Source organism: Bacillus sp. FSL E2-8868 (assembly GCF_038005505.1).
Lineage (GTDB): Bacteria > Bacillota > Bacilli > Bacillales > Bacillaceae_G > Bacillus_A > Bacillus_A mycoides.
Window position 1 is genome coordinate 130,545 of the sequence record NZ_JBBOTI010000003.1, and the last position, 17,273, is coordinate 147,817.

Annotated in this window: 14 protein-coding genes; 4 read left to right on the forward strand and 10 right to left on the reverse strand. The window is 34.5% G+C overall.

Annotated features, from left to right (window positions below):
• Positions 1-4: 4 nt before the first annotated feature.
• Together NSS74_RS21850 and NSS74_RS21855 are read right to left on the reverse strand one after the other, a co-directional pair.
• Positions 5-286 carry a hypothetical protein gene (locus tag NSS74_RS21850; RefSeq protein WP_002015993.1) on the reverse strand — a complete coding sequence of 94 codons (282 nt, stop codon included), beginning with the start codon at positions 284-286 and terminating at the stop codon, positions 5-7.
• A gap of 117 nt (positions 287-403) precedes the next feature.
• Positions 404-982 carry an LOG family protein gene (locus tag NSS74_RS21855; protein WP_445661828.1) on the reverse strand — a complete coding sequence of 193 codons (579 nt, stop codon included), beginning with the start codon at positions 980-982 and terminating at the stop codon, positions 404-406.
• A gap of 73 nt (positions 983-1,055) precedes the next feature.
• Here NSS74_RS21855 and NSS74_RS21860 point away from each other — a divergent pair, with 73 nt between their 5' ends.
• The 3 genes from NSS74_RS21860 to NSS74_RS21870 all read left to right on the forward strand — a co-directional run bounded on the left by NSS74_RS21860 (position 1,056) and on the right by NSS74_RS21870 (position 3,256).
• Positions 1,056-1,379: a MazG nucleotide pyrophosphohydrolase domain-containing protein gene (locus NSS74_RS21860; RefSeq protein ID WP_002143684.1), complete on the forward strand. Its 324-nt coding sequence runs from the start codon at positions 1,056-1,058 to the stop codon at positions 1,377-1,379.
• A 53-nt stretch (positions 1,380-1,432) separates the two neighbouring features.
• Positions 1,433-1,939, forward strand: coding sequence for a ferritin (locus NSS74_RS21865; RefSeq protein ID WP_002015996.1), 507 nt, complete (start codon positions 1,433-1,435; stop codon positions 1,937-1,939).
• Between the two features lie 147 nt (positions 1,940-2,086).
• Complete coding sequence (locus NSS74_RS21870; protein ID WP_340814323.1) at positions 2,087-3,256, forward strand: DUF418 domain-containing protein; 1,170 nt, start codon at positions 2,087-2,089, stop codon at positions 3,254-3,256.
• A gap of 43 nt (positions 3,257-3,299) precedes the next feature.
• Here NSS74_RS21870 and NSS74_RS21875 read toward each other — a convergent pair whose 3' ends face one another.
• The 4 genes from NSS74_RS21875 to NSS74_RS21890 form a co-directional block, all read right to left on the reverse strand.
• Positions 3,300-4,481, reverse strand: a complete 1,182-nt coding sequence (locus NSS74_RS21875; RefSeq protein ID WP_002143688.1) for a NupC/NupG family nucleoside CNT transporter — start codon at positions 4,479-4,481, stop codon at positions 3,300-3,302.
• A gap of 352 nt (positions 4,482-4,833) precedes the next feature.
• Entirely contained in the window at positions 4,834-6,015 is a 1,182-nt protein-coding gene (locus NSS74_RS21880; RefSeq protein ID WP_002089478.1) for a NupC/NupG family nucleoside CNT transporter, read from the reverse strand.
• 299 nt (positions 6,016-6,314) lie between these two features.
• Entirely contained in the window at positions 6,315-7,757 is a 1,443-nt protein-coding gene (locus tag NSS74_RS21885; RefSeq protein WP_033708503.1) for an alanine/glycine:cation symporter family protein, read from the reverse strand.
• Positions 7,758-7,979: 222 nt separating this feature from the next.
• Entirely contained in the window at positions 7,980-9,410 is a 1,431-nt protein-coding gene (locus NSS74_RS21890; protein ID WP_012261958.1) for an alanine/glycine:cation symporter family protein, read from the reverse strand.
• A 301-nt stretch (positions 9,411-9,711) separates the two neighbouring features.
• Here NSS74_RS21890 and NSS74_RS21895 point away from each other — a divergent pair, with 301 nt between their 5' ends.
• A complete protein-coding gene (locus NSS74_RS21895; RefSeq protein WP_002143691.1) occupies positions 9,712-10,350 on the forward strand; it encodes an NAD(P)-dependent oxidoreductase in 639 nt (212 codons plus the stop codon).
• Between the two features lie 44 nt (positions 10,351-10,394).
• On the opposite strand, the gene NSS74_RS21900 is transcribed toward NSS74_RS21895, so the two are convergent.
• The 4 genes from NSS74_RS21900 to NSS74_RS21915 all read right to left on the reverse strand — a co-directional run bounded on the left by NSS74_RS21900 (position 10,395) and on the right by NSS74_RS21915 (position 17,271).
• Positions 10,395-14,207, reverse strand: coding sequence for a putative mucin/carbohydrate-binding domain-containing protein (locus tag NSS74_RS21900; protein ID WP_340814325.1), 3,813 nt, complete (start codon positions 14,205-14,207; stop codon positions 10,395-10,397).
• A 523-nt stretch (positions 14,208-14,730) separates the two neighbouring features.
• A complete protein-coding gene (locus NSS74_RS21905) occupies positions 14,731-15,198 on the reverse strand; it encodes a GNAT family N-acetyltransferase (protein ID WP_002143693.1) in 468 nt (155 codons plus the stop codon).
• A gap of 368 nt (positions 15,199-15,566) precedes the next feature.
• The gene (locus NSS74_RS21910; RefSeq protein ID WP_002143694.1) at positions 15,567-16,184 is read right to left on the reverse strand and encodes a DUF1361 domain-containing protein; all 618 of its coding nucleotides are present in this window, start codon (positions 16,182-16,184) and stop codon (positions 15,567-15,569) included.
• Positions 16,185-16,332: 148 nt separating this feature from the next.
• Positions 16,333-17,271, reverse strand: a complete 939-nt coding sequence (locus NSS74_RS21915) for a thioester domain-containing protein (RefSeq protein WP_016102243.1) — start codon at positions 17,269-17,271, stop codon at positions 16,333-16,335.
• Between the last annotated feature and the right edge of the window lie 2 nt (positions 17,272-17,273).

The following is a 17,273-nucleotide window of genomic DNA, read 5'->3' on the forward strand; positions in this document are numbered from 1 at the left end:
CTTTTTATTTCCGTCTATAGTAGATAACGAAATTCAGACCACTGATCAAAACAATCCCAATAAACATATTAGAAGACTGCACATCGCCACCTAAACTATATTCATCAGCAATAAATCCTAGCATAACAAGTGTTATCGCAGAAACACCAATACATATAACCGAAATAAACCAAAGCGAAAACTCATTAATTAGCTCTTTCTTCTGTCTTAAAACAATTAGCATAACAAGAATAGACGCTGCTAAAATACTTTTAAAAACAGGACGTAAATACACAAACTCCTCCATCTATTTCTCCTTTTTGAAAACTTTATATTTTAACATTAACATATTTAACTATATTAAAAACACATGCCTTTTTGCGATAAAAAGACATGTGTTTCTATAAATCGCTATAAAAATGTACTATGATAATTGCTTCCACTTCGTCCCCAAGACAGGACGCTCGTAATTTTGGATTTCATGAATTAGTTTATCTGCCGTCTCAGCGGAAACGATTAACTCTTTATTCGATGGATTCATAAAGCCTTCTTCCGCTGCGCGATCAACCATTTGCAGAATTGGCCCGTAAAAGTCTTTAATGTTTAATAAACCAACTGGCTTATCATGTATACCAATTTGTGACCAACATACAACTTCAAATAATTCTTCAAATGTTCCGTATCCGCCTGGTAATGCAATGAAAGCATCCGCAAGCTCTGCCATTTTTGCTTTACGTTCGTGCATCGTTTCTACTTCAATTAATTCTGTTAATCCTGTATGAACGATTTCACCACGGAATAAATCACGCGGCATAACACCTGTTACACGTCCACCTAAACGAAGAACTTCGTTTGCTACTTCTCCCATTAATCCAACGCATGAACCGCCGTATACAAGCTCATAATCGTTCTCAACAAACATTTTCCCTAACTCTATTGCCTGCTCTTTAAATTCTGGTCTTCCCCCTAAATTTGAACCTGCAAACACACAAATCTTTCTCATTCCTACACCCCGAAACTATATATTGTTATGATACAATGAGTATTGTACAACATATTGAAGGGATGAGGAAGAAATGGATATCGTCGCATTTCAAAGATGGGTGGAGGAATTTTACGAAAAACGAAGCTGGTCACAGTACAACTCCTTTATTCGCTTAAATTTCTTAACTGAGGAAGTTGGGGAAGTTTCACGCGTTGTTCGCGCAATTGAAATCGGTCGTGATCGCCCCGATGAACAAATAAAAACACAAGAAGAGCTAAAACAAGAACTAAAAGAAGAACTTGGTGATGTACTATCTAATCTTATTGTTCTTTCACAAAAATATGATTTGGATTTACAAGACATTATGGAAACACACGTCACAAAGCTTTCAAAAAGATTTGAAACATCTAAATGAGAACATTATCAATTGTGATATAATGTTCTTGTCAAAATAATAAGGGGGATTTTATGTTATCTAAAAAATTGCACGACGCACTAAATGAACAAATGAATTTTGAATTTTATTCTGCCCACGCCTATATGGCAATGGCTGCTTACTGTACAGCGGAAAGCTACGATGGATTCGCTAACTTTTTCCTTGTACAAGCTGAAGAAGAGCGTTTCCACGCAATGAAGCTTTACAACTACATTAATGACCGCGGCGAGCGCGCTATTATTACTGGATTTGATCATCCTAATAACGAATATGAGTCTGTATTGAATGCTTTTGAAGTAGCACTTGAGCATGAACGTGAAGTAACGAAGCGCATTTATCACTTATCTGATATCGCTTGGGATGAGCGTGAACACGCAACAATTACCTTCTTAAAATGGTTCGTTGATGAGCAAGTAGAAGAAGAAGCTTCATTTGATAGCATCATCCAAAAATTAAAACGTATTACAAGCGATTCAAACGCACTATTTATGCTAGATGCTGAATTAGAGAAACGTACATTTACGCCTCCAGCTGAATAATATTTCAATCACCTTAATGAATGTATTAAGGTGATTTTTTATTTTCTCTTTAGCTTAAAATCACCTTAAATTTCCTCATATTTGACATAGTGCCAACTATAAAATGGTATTATTTTCAATATAAAATGATATAAAAGGAGAGAAAAAATGAATCAACGTGTAGAAGTTGTTGATGCAATGCGTGGTTTTGCTTTATTTGGTATTTTATTTGTTAATATAACATTAATTCAATTCGGGTTCTTCGCTAATGAAAAACCATCCTATATATTTGGCGGACTCGATAAAGGTGCTAATTGGTTTATTCAATTTTTTGGCACACAAAATTTCATTTCTTTATTCTCTTTTTTATTTGGTCTTAGCATTATTTTGTTACAAAAAAGCATTGTCGCAAAAGGAAAAAAGTTTTCCCCTACATATTTACGTCGTATTCTTATTCTTTTACTACTAGGTTTTATTCACGGCGTGCTCATTTGGTCAGGGGATATTTTATTCTCATATGGCCTCATCGGGATTTTCTTACTGATGTTTATAAACAGAAAGCCAAAAACATTATTAATTTGGGCAACTATTCTACTCGCACTCCTTACACTTATGACTTATTCAACTGACCCAAATACAAATGTTACTGATTTTGCTCCTTATATTGAAAAAGAACATAAAGTTCATGAGACTGGAAGCTATATGGATCATGTCAACTTTAGGTTAACTGAAAATCCTTTCGAATATATAGGCATTGACGGTTTCTTCGGATTAACCTTTATAACACTTTTCACACTCATTTTCCTATCTCCACTCTTCTTAATCGGTATGTACGTAGGAAAAAAAGGATGGTTATTTGAGATTGATAAGCATATCTCTGCTGTCAAAAAGGTCTGGATTCTTACTGGTATTTTCTCTTTTACAATCAAAACTTCAGCTATGTTCGTTAAACATCCTATTTTACTTATGTTACAAGACGGCCTTACACCAGTAACCATGACCTTCTTTTACGGAAGCACAATTATTTTATTATTCCATTACAAAAAAGCAACCCGTCTACTAACATATATGGCCAATATGGGAAAAATGTCGGTTAGTAATTACTTAGCCCAGTCTATTATCACAACAACAATTTTTTACGCATACGGCTTTGGCTTATTCGGTAAAATAGGATATTTCTTCGGTATTCTTTTAACGATTGTAATCTATACAATTCAATTATTTGTTAGCACATATTGGCTGCGAAAATATCGAATGGGTCCTGTTGAGTATATATGGAGGCTTGGAACTTATTTGGAGAAACCACAATTTAAAAGAGACTTAGATAGAGCAAGTTAAATAAAAAAGCAATGAGCCTACGCTCATTGCTTTTCTTAATTTATTAAAGCATAACCCCAACGATAATCGCTGATAATATACTTACTAACGTTGCACCGTATACAAGTTTTAATCCGAATGAAGATACAACGTTTGCTTGTTTGCCATCGATACTCTTCGTTGCACCTGCGATAATTCCGATTGATGAGAAGTTCGCAAATGATACAAGGAAGATAGATAAAATACCTACTGTACGAGCTGATAAATCACCAGCTACTTTTCCAAGGTCAAGCATTGCAACGAATTCGTTCGTTACTAATTTCGTTGCCATAATTTGTCCTGCTGTTAGCATCTCTGATGTTGGAATACCCATTACAAATGCTAACGGTGAGAAAACGTATCCTAAAATGCTTTGGAATGTGATTCCGAAAATTGAATCGAATACACCGTTAATTGCTGTAATTAATGCTACGAAACCGATTAACATCGCCGCTACTGTTACAGCGATAGAGAAACCAAGCATAATATATTCGCCTAACATTTCAAAGAATGTTTGTTTCTTATCTTCTTGTAATTCTAAAATGTCATCTTCTTCGTTCACATCATACGGATTAATAATATGAATGATAATAAATCCACTAAATAAGTTTAGTACAAGTGCTGTTACTACATATTTTGGATCAATCATCTTCATATAAGAACCAACGATTGACATCGAAACTGTTGACATTGATGATGCACAAAGTGTGTATAAACGATTTTTCGGTAATTTGCTTAATTGATCTTTTACTGTAATAAATACTTCACCTTGGCCGACAATTGCCGCTGCTACTGCGTTATATGATTCAAGTTTTCCTAAACCGTTAATTTTACTTAATACGAAACCGACTGCACGAATGATAATCGGTAAAACTTTAATATGTTGTAAGATTCCAATTAGTACTGCTAAGAAAATAATTGGTAATAATACTGTTAAGAAGAATGGTGCTTGTCCATCATTTGCTAGACCACCAAATACGAAATTAACCCCTGCTTCCGCAAATTTTAAAATAGCGCCAAATCCATCTGCAATCCCTTTTACTAATACAAATCCGACCTTTGTATTTAGTAAGAAATACGCAAGTACCAATTGAATGACAAGCATAAGTGCAATTGGTTTATATTTAATTTTCTTACGATCTGAACTGATAAGGAACCCTAGTACAAATACTACAAGTAAACCGACTAGAAACATTACGATTTTCATATGTGAATCCTCCACTTCTCCCACGAGTTATCGGTCGTATAACGTATAACGAATGACGTCTGACCATTGATGTTAAAAAAATTTTAAACCCCTAAATATTATTCAACTGTTTTCTAAAATCAGTAAGCGTTTACATAAATTGCAATTTATAAAAGGTAGCTTCTTCTCTCCTACCATACTTGAAAGTCTGAAATTGATACCACCTACAAATCAAATTGTAAGCGTTATCTAATCGAAATGCAATATAAATTTTAAAAGATTTTTATATGTTAATATATTCCTAACTAATTGGTTTTTTCATGCAAATTTACCATAAAAAATAGCCCTAGCTATAAGCTAGGGCCATCTTTGTTTATAACATAACACCAACGATAATCGCGGATAAAAGACTTACTAATGTCGCACCGTATACAAGTCGTAATCCGAATGATGAAACAACGTTTGATTGGTTTTCATCGATCCCTTTCGTTGCACCTGCAATAATTCCGATAGATGAGAAGTTCGCGAATGATACAAGGAATACAGAAAGAATACCAACTGTACGAGCTGATAAATCACCAGCTACTTTTCCTAGATCAAGCATCGCAACAAACTCGTTTGATACTAATTTTGTTGCCATAATTTGTCCCGCTGTTACCATTTCTGCTTGCGGGATACCCATTACGAATGCTAATGGAGAGAAAATATATCCTAAAATAGCTTGGAATGTAATACCGAACACTGAATCAAACAAGCTATTGATTGCTGTAATTAATGCTACGAAACCAAGTAACATTGCTGCTACCGTAATCGCGATCGTGAAACCAAGCATAATATATTCGCTTAACATTTCAAAGAATGACTGTTTTTTCTTATTTTCTAACTTCAGTGTATCTTCTTCTTCTGTAATATCGTACGGGTTAATAATATGAATGATAATGAAACCACTAAATAAATTTAATACAAGTGCTGTTACTACATATTTTGGTTCAATCATTTTCATATAAGAACCAACGATCGACATCGATACTGTCGACATGGAAGATGCACATAGTGTATATAAACGATGTTTTGGGATTTTACTTAATTGATCTTTTACTGTAATAAATACTTCTGCTTGCCCAACAATTGCGGCCGCTACTGCATTATATGATTCTAATTTTCCTAAACCATTTACTTTACTTAGCATAGTACCAATAGCACGAATAAATATCGGTAAAATTTTAAAGTGTTGCAGAATTCCGATTAACACTGCAAAGAATACGATTGGTAATAAAGCTGTTAAGAAGAATGAAACCTCTCCTTTATTAACAAGACCACCAAATACGAAAACGATTCCAGATTCCGCGTATCCAAGAAGCGCTCCAAATCCATCTGAAATTCCTTTTACTAAAATATAACCAATTGGCGTATTTAATAAGAAATACGTTAACGCTAGCTGAATAACAAGCATAATTGCGATTGGTTTATACTTGATCTTCTTACGATCAGAACTTATAAGAAAGCCGAGTACGAATACAACTAGTAGTCCTACAAGAAACATAACAAACTTCATTAATAAAATCCTCCATTTAACTCTTCATTAACGTTGAACGTCTGACTACTCAAAACAAGGAATAATCCGAACTTTCCATTTCTCCTCCAAAACCTTCAATTGGATATGAAAAACCATAAAATCTCTTGTCTCAAAGCCATTTTCCATTCTAACACAAATTATAACTCACATCCGCATTTTTCTTAAAAAAATACATTTTATTATAAAATACTCATTAATGTTCGTATTTTCCCTCTTCCTTTAGTTTATCACCATAAAAAAAACGAGCATCAAATTTCTCTAATGCTCGTTCCTTTTTATTATACAGCTTTTTCTTTATCTGCTACTGCTGGCTTGTCCCAGCACTCTGTATTGTTTAAACCCGGAATAGACTCCGCATAAAAGACAGGATCTTTTCCTTGTTTCTTTTGTTTTACGTAATCTGATAATGCCGCAAAAGCATACTTAGAAAGGAATACAATCGCCACTAAGTTAATAATAGCCATGATACCCATGAATAAATCTGCTAAGTCCCAAACAATTTGAATTGTTGCTACAGAACCTAACATAACCATACCAAGTACCGCGATTCGATAAACATTTAGTAAAACTTTACTTCCATTTAAAAACTCAATATTTGTTTCACCATAGTAGTAGTTACCTACTAATGAACTAAATGCAAACAAGAAGATTGCAACTGCTACAAATATAGAAGCCCACGGTCCGATATGTTGACTTAATGCTTGTTGCGTTAATTGAATTCCGTTTAAATCAGCCGCTCCAGGCACATCTGATAATAAAATGATAAATGCTGTACAACTACAAATTAATAATGTATCTGTAAATACCCCTAAAGTTTGAATGAAACCTTGTTTAACTGGGTGCGTTACGTTTGCAGTCGCAGCTGCGTTTGGCGCACTACCCATACCTGCTTCATTTGAGAATAATCCACGTTTTACCCCTAGTAAAATCGCAGCTCCTAATCCCCCGCCCACTACTTCTTTAATTCCGAAAGCATGTAAGAAAATTTCTTTAAATACATATGGAATTGCCGTAATGTTTGTTACAACAACGAATAATGCCACTGCTACATATATAATTGCCATTACTGGAACAATCATTTCAACCGCACGTGCAATACGTTTTACTCCGCCGAAGATAATGATTGCAAGTAAACCAGCCATAAACAGACCTACAAACTTACCATCTGTGTTAAATGCTCCATCAAAAGCCGCGGCTACTGTGTTTGACTGCACGGCGTTGAAAATTAATCCGAAACTAACTGTTATTAGAACAGAGAAGACAACTCCTAGCCAGCGTTTCTTTAAACCCTTTTCCATATAATACGCTGGACCACCGCGGAATGCGTTCCCATCTTTCACTTTATAAATTTGCGCTAATGTGCTCTCTACAAATGCAGAAGCTCCTCCAATTACCGCGATTAACCACATCCAAAATACAGCTCCTGGTCCTCCTGCTGAAATCGCAATTGCCACACCAGCTAAGTTACCAGTTCCTACACGAGATGCTGTACTCATACAAAATGCTTGGAATGACGATACACCACTTTTTTCTTTTTGCGCTTTTCTTGTTTTTGAACTCGCTCCATCCCCAAGTAAACGAATCATTTCTCCAAAGTAACGTATTTGAACAAACTTTACTCGGAAAGAAAAATAAAGCCCAAGTCCAATTAGCATTGCAATAATAATATATGACCATAGAACATTATTTATATCCCCAATAACACTAGTTAAAAAATCCATCATTGCGTTCCCCCTCTTCATAACACTAAGAAGATTATATTCTAAAAACTTTTAACAATCAAGAATTTTCGACAAGAAATGTAAGGTTTTATAACATGAAAATGTTAACAATTATAACATCCGTATTTTTTATAAAAATTATATTAATCATCTTTTAGCCTTAATATCATTAATTATAATAAAAAAACGAGCATCGAATTCATCTCGATGCTCGCCTTTTTATTATACTGCTTTTTCTTTATCTGTTACCGCCGGCTTATCCCAACACTCTGTGTTCGTTAAACCAGGAATAGAATCTGCACTGAATACCGGATCTTTTCCTTGTTTCTTTTGTTTCACATAGTCCGCCAACGCAGCATACGCAAATCGGCCAAGAAGTGTAATCGCAATTAAGTTTGTGATTACCATTAGACCCATAAATAAGTCTGCCATATTCCATACAACTTGAAGCGTCGCAATAGAACCGAATAATACCATTCCCACTACCGCAATACGGTAAATCGTTAACCAAGTTTTACTTTGCTTAATAAACTCAATATTCGTTTCACCATAATAGTAGTTTCCTAGAAGTGAACTGAAAGCAAATAAGAAAATGATAATCGCTAAGAAGCTACTTGCCCATGGGCCAATTTGTGAACTTAATGCATTTTGCGTTAATTCAATACCTTCTAAATTTGTTGCTTTATATGCACCAGAACATAGTACGATAAACGCTGTTGATGTACATACTAAGAACGTATCTACTAAAACACCGATTGTTTGAATAAATCCTTGTTTCGCTGGATGCGTTACATCAGCTGTTGCAGCCGCGTTTGGCGCACTACCCATACCTGCTTCATTCGCAAATAATCCGCGTTGAATACCAAACTTCATTGCAGCACCGATACCGCCACCTACAGCTGAATCTAAACCAAATGCCCCTTTAAAGATTTCTGTAAACATATCCGGTATTAAATAATAATTTTTAATAACGACGAAAATTGCTACTGCAATATAAATAAGCGCCATTGGCGGAACGATCATTTCAGACATACGCGCAATACTTTTTACACCACCAAAAATAATAACCGCAACTAATACCGCTAACACAATCCCAACAACGTAACGCTCAATACCAAAAGCATTTTTAAATGCTAATGTAACTGTATTTGCTTGTACGGAGTTGAAAATTAATCCGTAAGTAATTGTAATTAGAATAGAGAACCAAATTCCCATCCAACGTTTATTTAAACCTTTTTCCATATAATAAGCAGGACCACCACGGAAGCCACTGCCATCTTTTATTTTATAAATTTGCGCAAGCGTACTTTCTACGAAACTTGAAGACGCCCCAATAATCGCAATAACCCACATCCAAAATACAGCTCCAGGTCCTCCCATAGAAATAGCTAGCGCTACACCAGCTAAGTTCCCGATACCAATACGAGCTGCTGAACTCATACAAAATGCTTGGAATGACGATACACTTCCCTTTTTACGTGTCTTTCCAGTTAATCCATCACTCATTAATCGAACCATTTCCCCTAAATGAGTAATTTGTACGAATTTCAATTTAATAGAAAAATAAAGACCTAAACCAATTAACATTGCAATAAGAATATATGACCAAAGAATTGTATTCGTTGACGAAACAAATTGCTCTAAAATATCCATACAATTAACCCCTCCTTTTCTCCATAAAACGAATTATATTTAAAAAACATTTAAAAATCAACATTTTTCGACAATTTACACTTTTCCAAATGTTAGTGATTTATAACGTAACAATCTTTTTATGACTCTCCTCCCTTTAAATGTACATACTAAAACAAAAAATAAATCTACAAACAACACCATTGACAAAAATACCAACCTGTAACTATAATAGTTACATCAGGTTGTAACAAACCTAATTACAATACATTCATTTACTTTCAGATATACATTTTAACAAAACACTTTGGAGGGATTTATTATGAAAATCGGAATCATCGGAGCAACTGGTAAAGCAGGAAGTCGTATTTTAAAAGAAGCATTAGATCGCGGACATGAAGTAACTGCAATCGTAAGAAACGCTGCAAAAATTACAGAAGAAAATATAAAAGTTTTAGAGAAAGATGTATTCGCTCTGACATCTAATGACCTACAAGCATTTGACGTAGTTGTAAATGCATTCGGCGCTCCAGGAGGCGAAGAACACCTTCACGTAGATGCAGGAAATGTACTAATTGAAGCTATGAAAGGTGCACCAAATACAAAATTACTTGTTGTTGGCGGCGCTGGTAGCTTATTTGTAGACGAAGAGAAAACAACACGTGTATTTGATACACCAGGATTCCCAAATGAATATCTTGCAACAGCTCAAAACCAAGGTAAAAACTTAGAAATCTTGCAACAAACTAAAGATATTACTTGGACATTCATCAGCCCTTCTGCACTATTTGCATTAGGAAAACGCACAGGCTCTTATACAGCTGGAAAAGACAACCTTCTTGTTAACTCAAAAGGTGATAGCTACGTAAGTTACGAAGACTTCGCAGTTGCAGCACTTGATGAAATCGAAAATCCAAAACACGTAAACGAACGCTTCACAGTTGTTTCTGAAGCTGAGTAATATAAAAAAATGCGCGTAGATCCAATATCTACGCGCATTTTTTATTACAATGTTCCCTTTACTAGTTCTAATCCACTTTGAGTGATTTTAAATACAACTTCTGTTGAAGCTACTTGTTCTGCTAACTCATTCTTTTTATACCATTTCAGACGACTTGGTTCTGCATGATACACTTTTACAACATCCCCATACTCAAATGGAGTACCATTTACTTGTTCTGCAAAATTCTTTGAGGTTTCTTGACCGTCTGCTGATATATGCTTTTTCTCATTTCCATTTTGATCATAAATCGCAAAACCTAAATACTGTTCGTTCACAAAACGATAATGAATCACATCATTCGTAAATGTTGCATGTAATTTCTTTTCGTCATGATTTAACGTAACAATAGAACGTGTAACATTGGACACACCTTGATACACCAGGCTATCTCCATACGTCACTTCAATCGGTACTTCTGTTATTGTCTTATTCCCAAAACGATCTTTCGTCTCTACTTTTACTTTTTGCTCTCCGAGTTTCATTGTGTCTGGTTTCTCTACAAATCCAATTACTTCTCCGTCTTTTACTTCAACAAAGTTTTTCACTTCTAACTTTTCAGCATCTGTTCCGATTACTACTTTTTGCTGTACTGCCTTTACTTCTTGTAGAGCTTCTATTCTTTCAAAACCTTTTTCTGTTACTTTAAAGAATAATTCTTTTTCTACTTTCGCCTTACCTTGACCAGTAAAGTTATTATTTTGATACCAATTAAATCGATCCGATTCTGCATGATACACTTTTACAACGTCACCGTATTCAAATTCTAAGCCGTTAATCGCTTTTGCAAACTCTTTCGTGTTTTCAACACCTTTTACAGTCGCTTTCTTCTTCTCTATTCCTTTTTGATCTAATAATGTAAATTCAAAGTACGTTTCTTCTTTAAAATAATGGTGCACCGGATTCGAATCAGCTGTCGTACTGAATTTTTTCTGATCATGTTGCAATGTTACAATCGATTTAATATCAGTACTATAATTTAACCCTTTAAATACCAAGCTATCCCCATACGTTACTTCTAGTGATACTTCCGTTACTTTCTTATTCCCGAAACGATCTTTCGTTTCTACCTTTACTTTTTGTTCTCCGATTTTCGTTGTATTTGGTTTCTCTACAAAACCAATCACTTCTCCATCTTTCACTTGAACAAAATCTTTTGCATTTAATTTTGCATCATCTGTTCCGATTACTATTTTTTGTGGTACTGCCTTTATTTCTTGCTGAGCTTCCATTCTTTCGAAACCTTGCTCCGTAACTTTAAAGAACACTTCATGAACGCCATACTGTGCATCCACGAATTCATTCTTTTTATACACTTTAAATCTATCAAACTCTCTTTGATACACTTTTACTATATCGCCATATTCGAACGACATTCCCTTAAATTGCTCTGCGAATGCTTTCGTATTTTCAGACGCTTTTACAGATACTGCTTTCTTCTCTTTCCCATCTTTATCATATACAGTCATTCCCATATATTTCTCATCCGCAAATGAAGTATGCATTTTACCTTCTGAATCTGTTGTACCGAATTTCTTCTCTTCATGATTTAACGTTACAACCGATTTAATGTTTGTTCCGCCATAACTTGTACCAAAGAACATAATGCTATCACCGTAAATGACTTCTAATGACACTTCCGTCACTTGCTTATTTCCAAATCGATCTTTTGTTTCTACTTTTACTTTTTGTTCACCGATTTTTGATGTATTTGGTTTTTCTGCAAAACCACTCACTTCTCCATCTTTTACTTGTACGAAGTTTTTCGCTTCTAACTTTTCAGCATCTGCTCCGATTACTACTTTTTGCGGTACTGCTGTTACTTCTTGTAAACCATCTTTAAATTCGAACCCTTGCGGAGTGATTTGGAATAATTTTCCTTTTTTATTTTTAGCATTTCCTTGATCTACAAGTGCGTTATTTTGATACCACTTCAAACGGTCTGGTTCTGCATGGAATACTTTTACTACATCACCATATTCAAAATCCAATCCATTTAGTTCAAGCGCAAATCGTTTTCCATTTTCTTGCCCTTCTGCCGATACACTTTTCTTTTCAATCCCATTTCGATCATATACCGTTAAGCCCATATATTCTTCTTTTTCAAAACGGTAATGTATTTTATTATTAGTAAAGTTTACATTTAATTTTTTTTCATTGTGACGAAGCATCACTGTCGACATTACTTCATTTGAAAGTCCTTGAAAAATTATACTGTCACCATAAACTCCATTAACTTGGACAGGAATTGAATTTTTATTTCCTTTCTCATCTTCAATTTCTACTAACACTTCCTGTTTTCCATTCTCTAATTTAGGCCATATGATCTTACCTGTTACTTTTACATTCTCACCTAAATTTTGAACGAGTTTACTCGCCTCGTTTTCATCAGAATCCGTACCAACTAAAAGGTTTTGTACCTCATTAGCAGGTTCACCATACGGAACCTTATACGGTTCAACTTGCCTCTCGCGAATATCATTACTATCAGTAGCTTTCCATATTTCTTTTTCTAATTTAGGTAAATTTAATTTTTCTATCTTCTCTCTAGTATCATCATTTGGCGTTAATCCCCATTCCTCAAAGAAAGGAATTAAATTTTGCCCAGCCACTTTTGATGTCATATAAATAAATAGTTGCTTTTTCTCTTCATCAGAATTAGGCATTTCACTCTGAGGCAACAAACGATAAGCTTGATGTAACCTAGGATAAAAATGTTCTCCATACACTACATTTAATTGCCAAAACATTGTAAGAGGATTGATTCCATCAATGACCCTTTCTGCTTTAGGTCTCTCTAAATACTCAAATGACTCTTTATAGTGCTCATCCATTTCTAATTGATTCCCTAATGCCTTTTGAACAGCTAATGAGTAAATATTTACTGTGACTTCCCTTACTTTAGACCACTTCCAAGGTTCTTGCTGATGTAAATGTCCAACTTCATGCCATGGTCCCCAGCCATCCTTTTCAAGTACTTCTGAATCTAAAACTCTATTCATTGCCGTCGGGATATATCCTGTATGATAATTTGTCGCAAACATAAAGTTCCCTTCAGCAGGCTTCCGTTTTTCAACAAACTGAACATAATGAGTTGGAGATTTTGCAACCCCAACACCGTCCTCAGATAATCCTGCCACTGCGTTTTCCAAACGAATAATCTTATCGTGTAATTTCATTAGCTCTGTTGGATCCGTATTCTTCATATATTTCTGCACAGAATCGTAAGTAGTAGTAATTAAGCTTCGCTCACCTTTTAATTCAACTGCATAAGGATCCTTATATTTTTTTAACATTTCATCCCAATCTTTTTTCGTATGTTTACCTAAAATAAACAAAGGGAAATGGCTACCACCATTCGTAACTGAAGCTGTTACCTCTCCTTCGTTATTCATATTATAAAAATATAAAATACCGCCTCTTGGGGATGAAATAACGTTTTTCCCTGGTTTTAAATCAAACTCTTCTGGATCCTTTTCATCATAAGATCTCGTTCCTATGAAAGCTTGAATAGACTGCGTTCCTTTTATGTCAATTGTAATCTCTTCATTTGGCGCTGCATAAATTCCAGTCGGCTCATTAGCAGAAAGTTTCCAAGTAACTCTTAAACGGTTATTTTCTTCTTCCACGCTACCGTTCCCCGGCAACTGAAACGTTCTCTGCTCAAACTTATTCTCTTTAACCTCTTCTAAATTCCCACCCTTGTTCTCTTCCAAAGGCGCCGCATATCCTTTTGATGCTTCGAAAGCTACTGGTGATAATAATGTAGATATACATATGCCAGCTACTAATACCCTACTCGTCTTTTTCTTCGACATAATCTGTGTCCCCTATTCTTTTTGTAATGCAAACCACCATAGATATATTCATTTACTGCAAAATCAATCTATCTTTATACAACCATTTAAAATACACAACAAAACTTCGCTTACCAATACCACTTACCTTTATTCCCTATATGTATTCGCTTTCTTATATAACAAAAATTTTAAAGTCTAAAATTCCTCCTCATCTTTCTCTATGTTTTATGATGAGTTCTCCTTTTTTCATCGCGGGATAATGATAAGAAATACATTTTAATAGGTATTGTTGTCTATACATGAAAAATGTGTATAAAAATATCGTTTTTTTACAATTCATTCATAGGCATCCATCTATGGACAGTTTTTCCAAAGTGAATTGTACACGATTTCTTTCTTGTTAGATAGACATTTCAATTAGATTAATATTACAATTTCATGAATTTAATCCAAAAATCTTAATGTTTAGATTTCTAACTTTAATGCTATTTTAGAATAAAAAACCCGCCTGAAAGATACTAATCTTCCGGACAGGTTTTTATTAATCCAACATACGTTTCATTATAAATCCTTTTCCGTGTAACCACTCATCCTCAATTTCACCTGTTAAATGGAACCCAATTGATTCATATAATTTTTGCGCAAGTTTGTTTTCTGGATGTATGCTTAAATACATAACTTTGCAATTATATTCTGTTGTAAAATGCTCCATTAACAAACGCAATAATGGTTTTGCATACCCTTTTCCTTGGCATGCACTATCGATGACAAATTGATTTAAATATACAGCCTTTTCTTCTTCCTCAAACCAGCCATACATTGCATACCCAATAGGTATATCACCATCATACAGACCTACGGAAACCGCATCTTCTTTATATTTTGTTTCAGCATCAACTAAACAATTTTTAACTGTACTTTCAATAAATTTATGCTGCTGTTCTGTTACTTTTAAGTTAGCAATTTCATGCCGATTTTCTGTCGTTATTTCACAAATACGAAGTTTCATTTTTCATCTCTCTCTCTAATTTCTTGTTTCATTATACCGTACTGATCAAAACATTAATGCTGGCGATGTAAGAAATCCGAAGCATGCAAACAAGAACATATATTGTAGCAATACAAGAAAATATATTTTCCTCCATAATTTTCTTTCACTTGAATTTAACCTTTCAAAAAATATCCCCACTCGTTTTTCTAATATAATAATTTGATATATGTACACATTAAGTCCAAACGGTAAAAGGAAACTAAGCCCTCCCCACCACCAAGACTTTTCATACTTATACAGAAGGATCGCTATATAGACTTGTGAGATAAAAAGAAATAGAGCAATCGCTATAAGTACTATCGTTAACATTACAATATCTTTATCGATTATAATCCCCTCCTTTTTACATCTACAAATAACCACCAAACCGTACATTGTAAAAGCGTCAGCCATATAATGAAAAGTACCGAAGATCCATTCATTGCATATACAAACTGTCTTACTAAAGATAATGGCTCTGTAAATAAATGAATCGAATGGAAACGCAAAAACCTTCCAATAAATATCCCGATACTAGAAAGTAATATAAAAACAAAGAGCATACCTTTTCTCCATTTCGTCTGTAAAAGATTGTTCACTTGTTTCAGCATAAGAATGTAATAATAAATTGCGATTATGACTCCACTTGTTAATACAAAAAAGTTTTTCCACTCTTCCAGTACTAGCCCTTTTTTATAATTAAACTCATATATATTTAAATGAATTAAATCTGTTACTACATAAAACACATTCGGTGATAGTAGTATGAAAATAATATAAAATAGGCTACTCACCGGTATTTCACTTTTCTGTTTCACTTTAAATAATGGCAATAAAAAAGAAAGTTCTAGTGCTGCAAAGGCAAGGAACATATTCAAAATCATAAACGAGTATTTTATATCAAAAATAATTAAAATAGACAGGTAAATAAAAAAACTAATTCGCGCCTTTGAACGTTCATTCACGGTGTATCTCCCCTTATATATCGTAAATTATTTCTTAATTTTAACAGCATGTTGCAAAAACTATAATCTAGATACATTACAGCAACCTTACAAAAATGTAAGCATACAAAAAAAGCACTGGAACATACCAGTGCTTTTCTTTAATCTTTTATCTTTTATCTTGATTTGGTTTATGTGGTTCGTTTGGAGTATACGGTTTATTTGGTTTATTATCATGACCATTTGCTTTTTTCCAACTTACCGCCAACTCTGGACTTGTTTTTTCTTCACTACGCTCAAGTAATACAACTGCATTTTGAATTGTCGGTGTTCCTTTATGAGCAATCCCTTGTAATTTCGTTAAATTTCCTGATACTTTAAAGCTAAATCCACCCGCTGGTGTTTGTTTCGGAATTAAAATGCGGAATTTCTCTCCTACATTAAATTCAGTTTTCGCTTCGCCTTTTTCATTTGCAAATTTCGCGCCTTCTGGAGCACCTGTTGCTTGCACCTTATACGTTCCACTTTTCGCATTTGTTTCTACTGTATATAACCCTGTTTCAAAGAAATCATTTTTCAATACTGCTTGTTGTTCTTCTGATGGTACTACACTCATCGTAATTTCTTGTAGTTCTTCACTAGCGTTTGCTTTCGCAACGATATCTTTCGTTACTTTTTCTACATTTTTATTACGGAAATCTAAATCGTTAATATCAATTTGTTTTAACGCATTCCACACCGCAAGCTGCGTTGCGTAATGTGCCTCTCTCCAATCGGAAACACCTAATTCTTGTGGGCTCTTCTGTGGATACCCGTTTAATAGTACACGGTATACGTTAATATCTACTTTACCCATTTCAGGTAAATCTTGGCCGCTCGGAGATTTCAAATCTACATTTAAGCAAAAAGCAATTTTTCCATCTGCTGTTTTAATAAGCTCTGTTCGAATTGGTTTTTTCTTTGACTTACTATAACTCCAATCCATTTGATACTTCGTGTGATCCATAACCTCTGCGGATGCCTTTTGAAGTGGGAATAATAAGTTCGCAAATACAAATAAAACACTCAAAAAAGCGGCCATTAGCTTGAACGATCGTTTTATATTCATGT

What these genes read in the sequence shown, in the direction of transcription:
- NSS74_RS21850 (WP_002015993.1), bottom strand. Translation starts at nt 286, where the DNA reads ATGGAGGAGTTTGTGTATTTACGTCCTGTTTTTAAAAGTATTTTAGCA.
- NSS74_RS21855 (WP_445661828.1), bottom strand. Translation starts at nt 982, where the DNA reads ATGAGAAAGATTTGTGTGTTTGCAGGTTCAAATTTAGGGGGAAGACCA.
- NSS74_RS21860 (WP_002143684.1), top strand. Translation starts at nt 1,056, where the DNA reads ATGGATATCGTCGCATTTCAAAGATGGGTGGAGGAATTTTACGAAAAA.
- NSS74_RS21865 (WP_002015996.1), top strand. Translation starts at nt 1,433, where the DNA reads ATGTTATCTAAAAAATTGCACGACGCACTAAATGAACAAATGAATTTT.
- NSS74_RS21870 (WP_340814323.1), top strand. Translation starts at nt 2,087, where the DNA reads ATGAATCAACGTGTAGAAGTTGTTGATGCAATGCGTGGTTTTGCTTTA.
- NSS74_RS21875 (WP_002143688.1), bottom strand. Translation starts at nt 4,481, where the DNA reads ATGAAAATCGTAATGTTTCTAGTCGGTTTACTTGTAGTATTTGTACTA.
- NSS74_RS21880 (WP_002089478.1), bottom strand. Translation starts at nt 6,015, where the DNA reads ATGAAGTTTGTTATGTTTCTTGTAGGACTACTAGTTGTATTCGTACTC.
- NSS74_RS21885 (WP_033708503.1), bottom strand. Translation starts at nt 7,757, where the DNA reads ATGGATTTTTTAACTAGTGTTATTGGGGATATAAATAATGTTCTATGG.
- NSS74_RS21890 (WP_012261958.1), bottom strand. Translation starts at nt 9,410, where the DNA reads ATGGATATTTTAGAGCAATTTGTTTCGTCAACGAATACAATTCTTTGG.
- NSS74_RS21895 (WP_002143691.1), top strand. Translation starts at nt 9,712, where the DNA reads ATGAAAATCGGAATCATCGGAGCAACTGGTAAAGCAGGAAGTCGTATT.
- NSS74_RS21900 (WP_340814325.1), bottom strand. Translation starts at nt 14,207, where the DNA reads ATGTCGAAGAAAAAGACGAGTAGGGTATTAGTAGCTGGCATATGTATA.
- NSS74_RS21905 (WP_002143693.1), bottom strand. Translation starts at nt 15,198, where the DNA reads ATGAAACTTCGTATTTGTGAAATAACGACAGAAAATCGGCATGAAATT.
- NSS74_RS21915 (WP_016102243.1), bottom strand. Translation starts at nt 17,271, where the DNA reads ATGAATATAAAACGATCGTTCAAGCTAATGGCCGCTTTTTTGAGTGTT.